Genomic DNA, 14,533 nt, shown 5'->3' on the forward strand with positions numbered 1-14,533 from the left:
GGGTGCCCGGCGAAGTGCGTCCTGGGGCGGCTAGCGCAGCGGCAGCGGCCGCAGGCAGGAGGACGCCAGGCCGTCCGGGCGCTCCCGCAGGTGGGTGATGTACTCGCCGTCCGCGCAGCGTGCGCCCGTGTGGTCCAGGTGTCCGGTGACCTCGTACTGGGCGAAGCCCGCCTTGCAGTCCGTGACCACCAGGGCCTCGTGCTTCCCGTCGCCCTCGTTGCGCACGCACTGGCCCACCTGCAGGACCGCCTCCTTGCCGTCACCGTTCAGCGCGGAGACGAGGATGAGGGTCGGAACGGCGAGGACCGCGAGGAGCAGCGGCACGAGGAAGGCCAGCGCGGGCGGTCGCAGCCACAGGGACTTGCCGGGGTTCAGCGGGGGCATGACCCCGCCCGTCGGCGGGCCGAGCCTGCACAGCTTTCCCCACGGGCCGAGGTTCGCCAGCAGGGTGATCGGCGTGATGAACACCGACAGCGGGCCCCACCAGCCCTGCCACAGGGTCTGCGCGGACATCTCGCGGACGGTGGCGACCCCGCAGTCGCGGCAGAACGGACCCTTGCGGCTGCGGAACCGCATCAGCACGATCATGCCCTGGTGGCCGTAGACCGTCGTGTCCGCGACGGGCAGCGACCCGCAGACGCGGCAGCCGTACGCGCCCTGCTCCGGCGTGAGGGCGTGCGGGGCCTGCCGGCCGTACGGAGGGTGCGGGGCCTGCGGGACGTACGGGGTGTGCCCCGGGTACGGGCCGACCGGCTGGTGCGGGTACGGCGGTGGCGGGGTGGCCACGGAGATCCCCCTCGGTTCTCGCGGTCGTCACCGGTCGGTGACGGAGGAACCCTAACCGCGCAAAAGCCCGCGCAGGGCGCGGGAGAAGACCAGCCGGGCGGCCAGCGCGACCGCGGGGTCCAGCGCGCGGGGGAGGCCGCGCAGGCGCAGTTCCTCGCGCCAGTGGATCTCGCTGCCCCCGGCCGGGAGGGGGCGGATCTCGATCTCCGCCCAGCCCGTCACCGTCCGTCCGCGCTTCTCCAATCGGACGAACCCGTCCTTACCCTCCGCGGGAGGCCGCCAGACGACGATTTCCATCGGGTCGTCGCATGTGACCCTGCCCACTCCCGTGCGCGCCGTGAAGACCGTTCCGACGTCCGTCGGAGGCGGCGTTTCGATGATCGTCCGGGTGAGGGGGACCCGTTCCCCGTGGCGTTCCCAGTCCGTCAGCCGCGACCACGCCTCGGCCGGCGCGAGAGGCGTACGGTGAACGATCCGGATACCGGGCATGAGCGCATGGTAATCGGGCATACACACCCTGAACTGGACCGCGAATATGGGTTCCGTCCAGGGGTGGCGATCAGTAATACTCACCGCCACCGTGGATCGCGGATTCGACCGGGTGACCACCGGCCCTCCCGCCCCACTCTGCGAGGAGGTGCGCCATGTGCTCCCACCAGCCCCCCTGCCCGCCCGCCGACAGCGCCGATCGCGACGCCGCCCGCACCGTGGCCTTCCATCCCGAACAGGGATGGAGTCTGCTCTGCAACGGCGTCATGATCTTCGACGATACCGGCGAACTGCTCCCCGACGGCCAGACGGTGGAACCCCGCCGCCCGGCCCTGGTCTGAGCGAGGAGGCAGCATGCGCCAGCAGCTGATCCGCAAGCCCGTCCCCAAGCCCGCTCCCCGAGACCTGGATCTGCGCACCCCGTCGGGCAGGCCCCTCCCGTACTGACGGGAGCCCCGGCCGAGTCGATCCACTACGCCCAGCCGTCCACCGGCCGCAGATCAGCCGGTGGACGCCGCCGCGCCGCCCCGGAACGCCGTCTCGTAGGCGGCGTCGCCGATCGCCGCCCTGGCCTGCCGCTCGCCCTGGTCCCGCAGGGCCGTCAGCGAGGGTGAGCCGCCCATCTGCGGCCGGCCGACCGTGCGCCACCAGGCGTGCCCGGTGCCCAGCAGCCGCGCCGCCAGCTCGCCGTCGCCCAGCCCCGCCACCGCCGCGGCCAGCAGGTCCAGGCCCAGCGCGATCCCGAAGCGGTCGCCGAGCAGCCGCTTCCCGGACAGCATGGCCCGCACGTGCCGCGCCGCCTCCCCGTGGTCGCCCAGGCCCAGCGCGGCCAACGCCAGCACGTAGTCCGCGTACGCCCGCAGCCAGCGCTCGCCCAGCTCCGCACAGGTCTCCCGCAGGGACCGGGCCTCCGCGGTCGCCTCCTCGAAACGCCCCAGGTCGCACAGGGCGTAGCCGGTGGCCAGCTTGCACAGCAGCCAGCCCGGGGCGCTGGTCCGCCCGCCGTGGCCCGCCCGGGCCCGTGGACCGGCCAGCTCGAGGGCCCGTACGGGGTCGCCCGGCATCAGCACCGACACGGCCTGCAGATAGGCCGCGCGCAGCTCCCGCTCGGGGTCCGCGAGATGGGCCGCGCCCTCCGTGCACTGCTCGCCGATCCGCCGGGCCGCATCCAGATCGCCCTGGAGCAGCGTGGTGAGCCCGAGGGCCCACAGGGCCTGGTTGTACGCGGCCCCCGTGGGCGGGGCGGAGTCCAGGGCCCGTTCGAGGAAGGCCCGGCCCTCGTGCACGTGCCCGCACGCGAACCAGTAGAACCACAGCGCCCCGGCCATCTCCAGCGCCGCCGTCGGGTCGGAGCCGAGCAGGTGCTCCAGGGCCGTACGCAGCTGCGCGTGCTCGGTGGTCATCCTGCGGTACCAGTCCACCTGGCCCGGGCCCAGCCAGCCCTGGCCGGCGGCCTGGGAGAGCGCCGCGTACCAGTGCGCGTGCCGGTCGGCGATGATCCGTACCTCGCCGAGCTCGCCGAGCCAGTCGTGCCCGTACTCGCGGATCGTGTCCAGCATCCGGTAGCGGGCCCCGGCGCCCCGCTCCTCGGTGCGCCTGACCACCGACTTGGCGACCAGGCCCGCCAGGACCCGCTCCACGCGTGAGGCGGCCATAGGGCCGCCCGCGCACACGGCGCGGGCCGCGGCGACGTCGAAGTCCCCGGTGAAGACCGAGAGCCGGGCCCACAGCAGCCGCTCCAGCGGCTCGCACAGCTCGTGGCTCCAGCCGATCGCGGTCCGCATCGTCCGGTGCCTGGACGGCAGGGTGGCGGCCCGGGTGTCGGCGAGCACGTCGAAGCGCTCGCCGATCCGCTCGGCCATCTGCTCGAGCGTCCACAACCGCATCCGGGCGCCGGCGAGTTCCAGGGCGAGGGGGATCCCGTCGAGGCGGCGGCAGAGCTCGGCCGCGATCGCGGTCCGGCCGGCGTCCTCGAAGGCGACCGCCGCCCGCGGGGTCGCGGAGAGGGCGCGGGCGCGGAAGAGCGTGAGGGCGTCGCTGTCGGGCCCCGCGCAGGGCAGCGGCCGTACCTCGACGACCTCCTCGCAGGGGGAGCCGAGCGGCTCCCGGGAGGTGATCAGGACCGTCAGGCCCGGTGCGGACTGCAGGAGTTCACCCACCAGATGGCGGCACGCGGCCACCAGGTGCTCACAGGTGTCGAGGACGAGGAGGAGCTCCTTGTCGGCCATCCACGCGCACAACTCCTCGTCGAGGGAGCGCGCGGAGTGGTCGGCGAGGCCGACGACGTGGGCGACGGTCGTGGTGAGCAGGGCGGGGTCGCGCAGCGGTGAAAGCTCCACCCACCACACGCCGTCGGGCCGTGCCCGGCCGGCCGCGGCGGCGGCGCGGAGGGCGAGCCGTGACTTGCCGACGCCGCCCACCCCGGTGAGGGTGATCAGTCTTCGTTCGCTCAAGAGACGGTCGAGGAGGCCGAGTTCGGGCTCCCGGCCGACGAAGCTCGCCGATTCCGGCGGCAGGTTTCCCGGCACGGCGCCCGAGTCTGGCTCAGCGCCGCCGCCCGTGGACCCTGCCTGATTGTTGTTGACCGAGTACTCACCGAACACGGATGTATTGTGCGTGATCTTCTTTCACGGCAGTGCCGTTCAGGCCGGTTCGTTGCCGGAATTCACGCCACGAGGGTGACGGTCCGCTCCGCCGAGAAGGCGCCCCAGTTCCCGTCCGGCAGCCGGGCGCGCAGCTTCACGGCCCATACGGTACCGGCCGGCTCGGTCACCGTGATCCGGTGTTCGGCGCGTCCGCTGGGCACCGCACCTTTGCCGAACTGGATGACGGTGGTGGGCCGTCCGTTGACGTACAGCTCGTACTCGCTCGTCTCGCGGCCGGTGTCCGGCGGGGTCCAGGTGAGGGTGACCGCGCCCGGCGAGGCGGCCGCGGTGAACCCGGCGGGCGAGGTGCCCGGTCCTCCGCCGGAGGCGGGCGGGGTGGTCACGTCCACCGCGGGGGAGTCGGGGGAGGAGTTGTCCGCCCCGTCGCGGGCCCGCACGGTGAAGGTGTACACGGTGTCCGGCTGGAGGCCGCTCAGTGCCGTGCCGGTCTCGCCGGGGCCCGCGGTGTGGATCCGGACCCCGCCCTGGTAGACGTCGTACGCCGTCACGCCCGTGTCGTCCGTCGCGGCGGACCAGGACACCCGGGCGGCGCGCGGCCCGGTGGCCCGGCCCGTGGCGGTCGCCGGGGCGGTCGGCGCCCGGAGGTCCTCGGCCTTGGCCGCCGGGGTGGTCGCCGCGACGGCCGGGCCCGATCCGGAGAGGTTCCCGGCGGCGTCCTTGGCGCGGACCGTGAAGGCGTAGCCGGTCTGCGGGGTGAGGCCGGTGATGTCCACCATGGTCTTCTCGGACGGGAGTTCGCGGACCAGGCGGCCGGCCTCGAAGACCTGGTAGCCGGTCACCCCGTCGCCCTCCGCGGCCGCCTCCCACATGACGTGCACGGTGGTGGAGCTGGCGGCCTGCGCGGTGAGCCCGGCGGGGGCGGGCGGCGGCTCGGTGTCGGGCGCGCTGCACCCGGCGCACGCGGCCAGGCCGCCGAGGGTCAGGCAGAGGACGAGCAGGGGGGCGGTGCGTCGCACGGGATGCCTTCCTCCGCTTCCGCGTAAAGGTCTAGACATATATGGCACGCGGGGTGCCGGCCGGGCAAGACCCGTGCGGCGGCGGCCGCCGATGTGACCCGGTTCGTCTTCTTCTGATCTCCTCTGGCATTATTGCGACCTCTTTGCAATTACAGATGATCGTGAACAGGGATGTGCAGAGCATGACGGCCCGGACCGTACGGGGAATGGCCACGGCGACGCTGGCGGCCGCACTCATCACAGGGGTGGCGGCCTGTTCGAACCCCGGAGGGGGCGCCGCGGCCGGGCCGGGCGGCGCGGACTCCGTGGTCGTCGGCATCGCGACCGAGCCGGAGAGCCTCAGCCCGCTGCTGGGCTACGGCAAGGACGGCAACTCCAAGATCTTCGACGGGCTGCTCACGCACGACGCGGACATGAAGCTGAAGCCGGCGCTCGCCGAAGCCCTGCCTGAGGTCTCCTCGGACGGGCTCACCTACACCTACAAGCTGCGCCAGGGCGTGAAGTTCAGCGACGGCGCACCCTTCTCCGCCAAGGACGTCGTCTTCACCTACCGCACGATCCTCGACGCGAAGACGAACAACGCGTCCAAGACCGAGCTGGACGCCATCGCGGGCGTCGATGCGCGCGGCGAGGACACGGTCGTCTTCACGCTGAAGTACCCCTACGCGCCGTTCGCCGAGCGGACCGTGCTGCCGATCGCCCCCGAGCACATAGCGGGCGGACAGGACGTCAACAGCGGCGAGTTCACCACCCACCCCGTCGGTACCGGGCCGTACGTGCTCACGGCCTGGTCCAAGGGCGAGAAGCTCGGCTTCAAGGCCAACCCCGGCTACTGGGGCGGCGAGCCCGCGGTGAAGAAGTTCACCATGGCCGTCATCAAGGACGACGACGTCCGCGCCACCCGGCTGCGCTCCGGCGAGCTGGACGGGGCGATCCTGCCGCCGAACCTCGCCGGAGCCCTCGGCGATCAGCCCGGCGAGGGGCACGGCGAGGCGGACAAGGGGCGCAGGACATACGCCGCCAAGACCTTCGACTACCGCAACGTGACCCTGCCGACGCACCACAAGGTCACCGGTGACGTGGCGGTCCGCCAGGCGCTGGACATCGCCGTGGACCGCAAGGCCATGGTCGACAAGCTCCTGGACGGCGCGGGCAAGCCCGCCTACGGGCCGGTCCCGACCGACAGTCCGTGGTTCACCGCCGGCACGGAGCGTACGCACGACCTGGACAAGGCGAAGAAGATCCTCGACGACGCCGGCTGGAAGGCCGGCGCGGACGGCATCCGTGTCAAGGACGGGGTCCGCGCCTCCTTCCCGCTCTGGTACACCTCCGGCGACAAGATCCGCCAGGACCACGCGCTCGCCTTCGCCTCCGACGCCAAGAAGGCCGGCATCGAGGTCAGGACCGAGGCCGGGACCTGGGAGGTCATCGAGCCGCGGATGAAGACCGAGGCCGTCCTCGCGGGCGGCGGTTCCCCGGCCGACCCGGACTTCGACCAGTACCAGCTGCTCACCTCCTCGCTCGGCGGCGACGGCTTCAACAACATGGCCCGGTACGACAACCCGGCCGTGGACGCCGCCCTCGTCGACGGGCGGCGCGGCGGTGACCAGGCCGCGCGCAAGGCCGCGTACGACAGTGTGCAGCGCGAGCTCGTGAAGAACCCGGGCTACGTCTTCCTCACCCACATCGACCACCTGTACGTCGTGAACGACAAGTGGGAGGGGCTCACCACCCAGGTCGAACCGCACGACCACGGCCTCGGCTCCGGCCCCTGGTGGAACGTCGAGAGCTGGAAGCCGAAGCAGAAGTGAGCCGAGCCAAGTGACCACCCGCTCCGTCCGCCTCCCCTGGGGGAGGATGGCGCGCATGGCCGGGCGGCGGACCCTGTTCGCCGCCCCCGTCCTGCTCGCCGTCACCTTCGGGGTCTTCGCCATCGCCGCGATGTCCCCCTTCGACCCCGTCAAGGCCCACGCGGGCACCGCGGGCCTCACCGCCTCGCAGGAGCAGCTCGACCAGCTGAGGGACAACCTCGGCGTGGACCGGCCGTTCGTCGCGCGCTGGTGGGACTGGCTCACCTCGGCCCTCACCGGCGACCTCGGCACCTCCTCCGTGATGCGCCAGCCCGTCGCCGACGTCATCGCCGAACGGGTCGGGTGGTCGGCGCTGCTCGCCGGCTGCGCCTTCGCGGTCGCGGTCCTGGCGGGCACGGCGCTCGGGGTGCTCGCCGCGCGCCGCCAGGGCGGGTGGCTGGACCGCTGCGTCTCCTCGCTCGCCTACACGCTGGAGGCCGCCCCGGCCTTCTGGCTGGGGCTGCTGGCCATCTGGTTCTTCTCCGTCCGGCTGGGGGCGCTGCCCTCGGGCGGCCTGACGGACGCGGGCAGCGACACCGTCGCCTTCGGGCAGGTCGCCTCGCACCTGGTGCTCCCCGCTCTGGTGCTGGGCCTCTCCCAACTCCCCTGGTTCTTCCTGTACGTACGCCAGGGCGTGGCCGACGCGCTCGAGGAGGACCCCGTACGCGGCGCCCGCGCGCGGGGGCTGGCGGAACGGACCGTCCTGCTCGGGCACGGGCTGCGCTCCGGCATGCTGCCGATGCTGACGCTGATCGGCTCACGGGTACCGGAGCTGATCACCGGCGCCCTGCTGGTGGAGACCGTCTTCAGCTGGCCGGGCATCGCGGCGGCCACCGTCCAGGCCGCCACCTCGGTGGACTTCCCGCTGCTGGCCGCGCTGACGGTGCTGGCCACCGCCGCGGTGCTGGCCGGGAACCTGCTGTCCGACCTGCTGTACGGGCTCGCGGACCCGAGGGTGGGCTTCGATGGCTGAGGTGACGTGGCGCTCGCACGGGCGGGCCCGGCGTTCGACGCGCACCCTGCGCGTACGTGCCTCGGCGGCGGTCGTGGCGCTGATCGTACTGGCGGTGCTGCTGGTCCCGCCGCTGGCACAACTGGACCAGCAGGCAGTCGACTTGTCGGCAAAGCTCCAGGCGCCGTCCTGGGCCCACCCGTTCGGGACGGACGACGTCGGGCGCGACCTGCTGCTGCGCTGTGTGTACGGGCTGCGGGTCTCCCTGCTGGTCGGCCTGGTGGCGGCCCTCGTCGCCACGGTGATCGGCACGGCCGTCGGCGCCGCCGCGGGGGCGCTGGGAGGCTGGACGGACCGGGTGGTCATGCGGGCCGTGGACACGCTGTCCTCGATCCCGCACCTGCTGCTGGGGATCTTCATCGTGGCGATGTTCCGCCCGGGCGTCTGGCCCGTGGTCGTCTCCGTGGCCGTGACCCACTGGCTGTCCACGGCCCGCATCGTCCGCGCGGAGGTGCTGTCCCTGCGCGGCCGCCCCTTCGTGGACGCGGCCGTGTCGGGCGGCGCCTCGCGGTGGCGGGTGGCCGTACGGCACCTGGTGCCGGGCGTCCTCCCGCAGGCGGGCCTCGCCGCGGTGCTGATGGTCCCGCACGCGATGTGGCACGAGTCGGCCCTGTCCTTCCTGGGCCTGGGGCTGCCCTCCCACCAGGCCAGCCTGGGCAACCTGGTGCAGACCGCGCGCGGCTCGCTGCTCGCCGGGGACTGGTGGCCCACGCTCTTCCCCGGCCTCCTCCTGATCATCCCGACGCTGGCGATCGCCGGCCTCGCGGGTGCCTGGCGGGACCGCCTCAACCCCCGGCGCCGCTCGGAGCTGACCCTGTGACCTCCCCGCCCGTACTCAGCGTCGAGCAGCTCTCCGTCCGGTTCCGCATGCCCGGGGGCCGGTACGTCGAGGCCGTCACCGACGCCCGCTTCGACCTCGCTCCCGGCGAGTGCCTCGCCCTCGTCGGCGAGAGCGGCTGCGGCAAATCCGTACTCGCCTCCGCCCTGCTCGGCCTGCTCCCCGGCAACGCCGAGACCGCCGGGGCGGCCCGGCTCGCCGACGGGCTGGACCTGCTCGCCGCCGAGGAGCGCACCCTGGCCAAGGCGGTACGGGGCCGCCGCATCGGCCTGGTGCCGCAGAGCCCGGCCGCGCACCTCACGCCGGTCCGCACCGTACGGGCCCACCTGGAGGAAACCGTCCGGGACCTGGCCGGGGCCCCGACGGCCACCCGGCGCAAGGCCGCTCTGGGCAAGGCCGCCCTGCGCAAGACTGCTCTGCGCAAGGCCGCCGAGGCAGCCGCCGAGCGGGCCGCCTTCCCCGCGAGCCATCTCGACCACCACCCGCACCAGCTCTCCGGCGGACTCGCCCAGCGGGCCGCCACCGCACTCGCCCTCGTGGGCGACGCGCCGCTGCTCCTGGCCGACGAACCGACCACGGGCCTGGACCGGGACCTCGTCCACCGCACCGTCGACGAGCTGCGCGCCCACACCCGCGACACCGGCCGGGCGCTGCTGATGATCACGCACGACCTCGCGGCGGCCGAGCGGATCGCCGACACCGTCGCCGTCATGTACGCCGGCCGGATCGTGGAACTCGCCCCGGCCGAGGAGTTCTTCGGCCGGCCCGGACCCCGCCACCCCTACTCCCGGGGCCTGCTCGACGCGCTCCCCGAGCGTGCCTTCGCCCCCATCCCCGGCGCCCCGCCCGAGCTCGGCGCACTGCCGGCCGGCTGCGCCTTCGCCGCCCGCTGCCGGGCCGCCGACCGGGTCTGCCGCGCGGAGCGGCCCGTGCTCACCGAAGGGGTGGCCTGCCACCATGCTTGAGCTCAAGGACATCACCGCGGGCTACGACCGCCAGGCCCCCGTCGTCCGCGGGGCGCACCTGACCCTGCGCCCCGGCGAGTCCCTCGGCCTGCTGGGGCCGAGCGGCTGCGGCAAGTCCACCCTCGCCCGGGTCGCCGCCCTGCTGCACCGTCCCGACCGCGGGACCGTGGCCCTGGACGGCCGCGCCGTGACCGGCTTCCGCCATCGGGCCCCGCGCTCCCTGCGCGTCACCGTGGGGGTCGTCTTCCAGCAGCCCCGGCTCTCCGCGGACCCCCGGCTCCGGTTGCGCGAGCTCGTCGCCGAACCCCTCCGGGCCACTGGCCGTCGTAAGGAAGCGGAAACGCGGGTCGCCGAGTTGACGGAACGTGTCGGCCTCGGCCCCGATCTGCTCACCCGGCGCCCCCACGAGGTCAGCGACGGCCAGCTGCAACGCGCCTGTCTGGCCCGGGCCCTGGTGCTCCGGCCGCGCTGGCTGGTGTGCGACGAGATGACCGCGATGCTGGACGCCTCCACCACGGCCGCGCTGGTCAGGGTGGTCGAGGAGTACCGCGCCGAGACCGGGGCGGGCCTCCTCGCCGTCGGCCACGATCCGGTGCTCCTCGAGCGCTGGTGCGACCGTACGACCCACTGGAGCGAGATCGTCAAGGACTGACCGCCCGTCACGGACGGTCAACACCCGTACGGCGGACACGTCTTTCGCCCGGCGACACCCCTGCCTGCGCCACCATGGCGGCGAGTAAGGAGGTTTCGATGGTGATTTCCCTCTCCGTGGTCGTCCTGCTCCTCATCCTCGCCTGGATCTTCCTGCGCAGCGGCGGTCTGAAGTTCTCCCACGCCGTCGTCTGCGTGCTGCTCGGCTTCTACCTCGCGAGCAGCAGCATGGCGACGACCATCCACGACGGCCTGACGGCCACCGCGAACGTGGTCTCCAGCCTCAAGCCCTGAACCCTGTCCGGGAACTGTTCGATCAACTGTTGCGCGTACGTGAATCATCCGGCTCTTCCATGGACTCTTCGGGCACTGCGATCTAGCGTCTGGCGGCGGCGCGATGTCAGACGCAATGTCAATAGAACCGAAGAGACACGGAGGAAGTCCGGATGTTCCGAAGAGCGCTGAACTGCGCTGTGGTACCGGTCCTCGCCGCATTCACGGTGATGTACGGCGTCACGCCCGCCCAGGCCGACGAGATACCCAAGGCCCCCGGTCACCGCCTGATCAGCCACTACGACGGCGCCCCCGCGGCCGCCGCACCGCTGCCCGGCCAGGCGCCGCCGCAGCACCCCTTCCTCGCGCCCAACGGCCGCAGCGGCATGCACTCCGACGCGGCCGGCAGCGCCACGGCCCCCTGGTCCGGGCCGCTCGGCAAGAACCCGCAGGTGACGAGCGAGAAGATCGCCGCCCTCGGCGGCGAATGCGCCACCGCCACCTTCGACACGGGCGGCCGGCTCGTCACGGTGTGCGGCACCTTCTCGGGCTTCAAGGTCAAGCTCCTGGAGCCCCGTACGCTCGCCACGCTCGCGGAGTACCAGCTCCCGCAGCGTTCCTCGACGGTCGAGGCGATCACCTCCCTCGACTTCTCGAAGATCTTCAAGGACACCTCGGGCGGCGCCTACTTCTACCTGGACAACCAGGACCGGGCCGTGCTGGCCGACTCCCGCCAGCACATCCTGCGCCTCGCGCACTCCCAGAGCCCGGACGGAAGCTGGAAGTTCACCGTCGAGGACGACTGGGACCTCACCGGCCAGGTGCCGCACGACTGCGTCACCTGGACCAACCTGTGGCCCAGCGGCACCTGTGACCCCGTCACCTCCGTGATGCCCGACTGGAACGGCCGCATCTGGTGGGTCACCCGCCAGGGCCGTGTCGGCACCGTGGACCCGGCGACCTCGGGCATCCGCTCCATCCGGCTGGACGGCGAGGAGATCCAGAACTCCTTCTCGGTCGCCGAGGACGGCGTCTCGATCGTCTCCGACCACGCGCTCTACAGCTTCCGCGCCGCCGCCGACGGCACCCCCGAGGTGCAGTGGCGCCAGACCTACGACCGCGGAACCGCCGCCAAGCCCGGCTCCGTGAACCAGGGTTCGGGCACCACCCCCGACCTCTTCGGCGAAGGCTACGTCGCCATCACGGACAACGCCGACGACCGGATGAACGTCCTGGTCTACCGGCGGGGCGTGGACGTCCCGGCCGACCGGCGGCTGGTCTGCAGGGTGCCGGTGTTCGGTTCCGGTGCCTCGACCACCGACAACTCCCTGATCACCTGGGGCAACAGCATCGTCGTCGAGAACAACTACGGCTACGAGAACCTCACCACCCTGCTGCTGGGCAAGTCCGTCGTCGGGGGCGCGACCCGCATCGACGTGCGCGCCGACGGCAGCGGCTGCGACACGGTCTGGGAGAGCCAGGTCCGCGCGCCGTCCGTCGTCCCGAAGCTCTCCACCGCGAACGGGCTGCTCTACTTCTACGAGAAGGAGCCCAACTCCTGGGGCATCGACGCCTGGTACCTCACCGCGGTGGACTTCCGCACCGGTGAGCGCCGCTGGCGGCAGCTGACCGGAACCGGTCCGCTGTACGACAACAACTGGGCCCCGATCACCCTCGGGCCCGACGGCACCGCGTACGTCGGCGTCTTCAACGGCATCGTCGCGGTCCGCGACGGCGGCTGATCCCCCCCGGGGGGAGGCCGGTCGGCACGCGATCCGTGCCGACCGGCTCTCCCGCGTGATCAGCGGCGCCGCCACTCCTCGGCCGGCAGCCGGCGGCAGTGTTGCCCGGCTCCCGGCGCGGCCCGCTACCGCACGTTGCGTCGCGCTACAGCCAGGGGAGTTGGCCGGCGGCGTACCGGTAGGCGCGGAAGACGGAGTTCTGCGCGCCGGCCGAGGACTCCAGGCCCACGCCCTTGCCGAAGGACCGGAACTGCGGGACCACGAACTCCCAGACCACGTCCCCGCCGCGGGTCACCTCGAAGAGCCGGCCGAAGGAGCCCTCGGCGATGAAGGTGTTTCCGTTCGGCAGGCGCTGGGCGCTGGACATGTAGGGGCTGAAGAAGTTCTGCGGCGGGTTGTCCTCGTACGCCCACACCTCCTTGCCTGTGTGCGGGTCGAGTTCCAGCACCCGCGAGTACGGCACGGAGGTGGTGTCGCGGTAGGTCCCGTTGTCGAAGACCAGGATCGTGCCGTCGGCCAGTTCGTGCGGATGGTGCTGCTGGGCGAGCACGTCGGGGCCGATGCGCCAGCGGACGGAGCCGTCGGCCCGGTCGACGGCCACGGTGGTGGAGGCGCTGCGGAAGCCCACCACGATGGAGCCGTCGGCGAGTTCGTTGACGGTGTTGGCCATCGGCCAGTGCTCGCGGGCGAAATGCGGGTTGAGGGGGAACTCCTCGGGGTCGAGGTGCTCGATGGCGGCCCAGCGCCACACCGCTTCCCCGTCCCAGGTCAGTTCGTACACCACGTCCCCGTAGATCACCCCGCCCGGGGCCTCGGAGCCGGGGATGCCGCCCCGGATGCGGGCCGCGTCGGCCGGGGCCAGCGGTTCGACGACGGTGACGATGAGGTTGCCGTTGCGCAGGACCGAGGCGTCGTGGTGGTGGAAGGGGTGCCGGGCCTCGCGTAGGACCGTGGAGTCCGGGGCGAGTTCCTGGAAGATACCGCCGTGGTAGACGTCCCAGATGGGGAAGAGGGTCGGGCCGCTGGTGTCCTTGGCCGCGTAGAAGAGGTTCCCGTCGGGAAGGAGCTGCGCCTGACGGCCGGGCGGGTGCGGGGAGTTCCACGTGTGGACGGGCCGGCCCTCGATGTCGACGAGGTGGATCTCGCCGGCGCTGGTGATCGGCGTGTAGAGGGTGTAGCCGCCGTAACTGCGGGCGGGGTCATGGGCGATCAGGCCGACGCCGCGGCGGCGCAGGGTGTTCTGGTCGACGGTCATGAGGATCTCCTGGGTGGCCTGGGTGGGTGTGGTTCAGCGAACGGTGACGGCGGCCGGGTCGACTGCCGTCAGGGGCGCGGTGTGCAGATGGCGCAGCAGCGCGGTGCGGTCGGCGGAGTCCGGCAGGCTCTGGGCGGCCTTCGCCCAGGCGGCCTCCTGCTCCAACTCGGCCAGCAGCTCGGGCGAGAGGGTCGCGCCGTAGCCGTAGCGGGGCTGAAAGACGTCCACGTAGCCGGCCTGGAGCGCGCCCTTGGACTGGGCGAGTACGGCCCTTCGCGCGGCGGCCGGGTCGGCGGCGATCTCGCGCTGGGCCTTCAGCAGCGCCCGGAGCACGGCCGTGATGGCCTGCTCGCTCGCCTCCGGTCCGGCGACGAGCAGGGTCCGGGCCGTGTAGCCGGTGAAGGGGAGCTCGGCGTAACGCTCGCCGAGGGTGGTGCGGGCGGAGTCGTAGAAGCTGGGGAAGGTGACCCCGGCATCGATGTCCCCGCGGGCCAGCGCCGGAGTCACCTGGTTCGGGGCGAGGTTGACCACCGTCACGTCCGCGGCGGTCAGCTGCGCCGAAGCCAGCATCCGCGACAGCGCGTACTCCACGTTCGTGCCCTGCGGGACACCGACCTTGCGGCCCTTGAGCGCGGCGAATCCGGTGATCTGCCGGTCGGTCCGGGTGAGCAGGCGCCAGTCGTCGAACCGGGACAGGTCGGCGACGATCCGCAGGTCCCGCCCGCCCAGCGCGGCCGTCACCGCGGGCAGGTCGCCCACGACGCCGAGCCGGGCCTGGCCGCCGAGCACGGCGTTGAGGGCCTCCCGGCCGGTGGGCTGCGTGGTGACGGCGACCTCGATGCCCTCGGCCGCCCACAGCGCGTGCTCCTGGGCCACGTGGACCGGCGCGCCGCCGAGGTGATCGCTCGCCGCGAGGGTAACGGCCGGGCGCCCGGCGCCCGCCGGGGCGGCCGGTCCGGCGCAGGCCGTGGTGAGCGCGGAGAGCAGGGCGGCCAGCAGTACGGCGGCCACCGCGCGGGATCTGGGCATGACGGAGGGTCCTTTCACGGA

14 protein-coding genes are annotated in these 14,533 nt (G+C 72.9%); 8 read left to right on the forward strand and 6 right to left on the reverse strand.

The window, feature by feature from the left end; translation table 11 throughout:
- Positions 1-30 precede the first annotated feature (30 nt).
- Both JIW86_RS32820 and JIW86_RS32825 read right to left on the reverse strand, forming a co-directional pair.
- Positions 31-786, reverse strand: a complete 756-nt coding sequence (locus tag JIW86_RS32820; protein ID WP_257557483.1) for a hypothetical protein — start codon at positions 784-786, stop codon at positions 31-33.
- Positions 787-837: 51 nt separating this feature from the next.
- On the reverse strand, positions 838-1,275 hold the full coding sequence (locus JIW86_RS32825; protein ID WP_215142249.1) for an SRPBCC family protein: 438 nt from the start codon (positions 1,273-1,275) through the stop codon (positions 838-840).
- Between the two features lie 155 nt (positions 1,276-1,430).
- On the opposite strand from JIW86_RS32825, the gene JIW86_RS32830 reads away from it, so the two are divergent.
- Complete coding sequence (locus JIW86_RS32830; RefSeq protein ID WP_215142251.1) at positions 1,431-1,616, forward strand: DUF5999 family protein; 186 nt, start codon at positions 1,431-1,433, stop codon at positions 1,614-1,616.
- Between the two features lie 159 nt (positions 1,617-1,775).
- Here the strand turns inward: JIW86_RS32830 and JIW86_RS32835 are convergent, their stop codons facing one another.
- Both JIW86_RS32835 and JIW86_RS32840 read right to left on the reverse strand, forming a co-directional pair.
- Entirely contained in the window at positions 1,776-3,878 is a 2,103-nt protein-coding gene (locus tag JIW86_RS32835) for an ATP-binding protein (RefSeq protein ID WP_257557484.1), read from the reverse strand.
- A gap of 62 nt (positions 3,879-3,940) precedes the next feature.
- Complete coding sequence (locus JIW86_RS32840) at positions 3,941-4,897, reverse strand: fibronectin type III domain-containing protein (protein ID WP_257557485.1); 957 nt, start codon at positions 4,895-4,897, stop codon at positions 3,941-3,943.
- A gap of 182 nt (positions 4,898-5,079) precedes the next feature.
- Here JIW86_RS32840 and JIW86_RS32845 point away from each other — a divergent pair, with 182 nt between their 5' ends.
- The 7 genes from JIW86_RS32845 to JIW86_RS32875 all read left to right on the forward strand — a co-directional run bounded on the left by JIW86_RS32845 (position 5,080) and on the right by JIW86_RS32875 (position 12,228).
- Positions 5,080-6,708 carry an ABC transporter substrate-binding protein gene (locus JIW86_RS32845; RefSeq protein WP_257557487.1) on the forward strand — a complete coding sequence of 543 codons (1,629 nt, stop codon included), beginning with the start codon at positions 5,080-5,082 and terminating at the stop codon, positions 6,706-6,708.
- A gap of 46 nt (positions 6,709-6,754) precedes the next feature.
- Positions 6,755-7,720: an ABC transporter permease gene (locus JIW86_RS32850; protein WP_257559524.1), complete on the forward strand. Its 966-nt coding sequence runs from the start codon at positions 6,755-6,757 to the stop codon at positions 7,718-7,720.
- A complete protein-coding gene (locus JIW86_RS32855) occupies positions 7,713-8,579 on the forward strand; it encodes an ABC transporter permease (protein ID WP_257557490.1) in 867 nt (288 codons plus the stop codon). Before JIW86_RS32850 ends, JIW86_RS32855 begins: the two co-directional genes overlap by 8 nt.
- 47 nt (positions 8,580-8,626) lie before the next feature.
- Complete coding sequence (locus JIW86_RS32860; protein WP_257559525.1) at positions 8,627-9,562, forward strand: ABC transporter ATP-binding protein; 936 nt, start codon at positions 8,627-8,629, stop codon at positions 9,560-9,562.
- Positions 9,555-10,214 carry an ABC transporter ATP-binding protein gene (locus JIW86_RS32865; RefSeq protein WP_257557491.1) on the forward strand — a complete coding sequence of 220 codons (660 nt, stop codon included), beginning with the start codon at positions 9,555-9,557 and terminating at the stop codon, positions 10,212-10,214. The genes JIW86_RS32860 and JIW86_RS32865 overlap by 8 nt, the downstream gene beginning before the upstream one ends.
- A gap of 98 nt (positions 10,215-10,312) precedes the next feature.
- Positions 10,313-10,507, forward strand: coding sequence for a hypothetical protein (locus JIW86_RS32870; RefSeq protein WP_215142255.1), 195 nt, complete (start codon positions 10,313-10,315; stop codon positions 10,505-10,507).
- 152 nt (positions 10,508-10,659) lie between these two features.
- Entirely contained in the window at positions 10,660-12,228 is a 1,569-nt protein-coding gene (locus tag JIW86_RS32875) for a hypothetical protein (protein ID WP_416237628.1), read from the forward strand.
- A gap of 145 nt (positions 12,229-12,373) precedes the next feature.
- Here JIW86_RS32875 and JIW86_RS32880 read toward each other — a convergent pair whose 3' ends face one another.
- The gene (locus tag JIW86_RS32880; protein ID WP_257557492.1) at positions 12,374-13,483 is read right to left on the reverse strand and encodes an aryl-sulfate sulfotransferase; all 1,110 of its coding nucleotides are present in this window, start codon (positions 13,481-13,483) and stop codon (positions 12,374-12,376) included.
- Positions 13,484-13,516: 33 nt separating this feature from the next.
- Positions 13,517-14,512, reverse strand: coding sequence for an ABC transporter substrate-binding protein (locus tag JIW86_RS32885; protein ID WP_257557493.1), 996 nt, complete (start codon positions 14,510-14,512; stop codon positions 13,517-13,519).
- Between the last annotated feature and the right edge of the window lie 21 nt (positions 14,513-14,533).

The sequence above is a fragment of the Streptomyces sp. NBC_00162 genome (genome assembly GCF_024611995.1).
GTDB lineage: Bacteria > Actinomycetota > Actinomycetes > Streptomycetales > Streptomycetaceae > Streptomyces.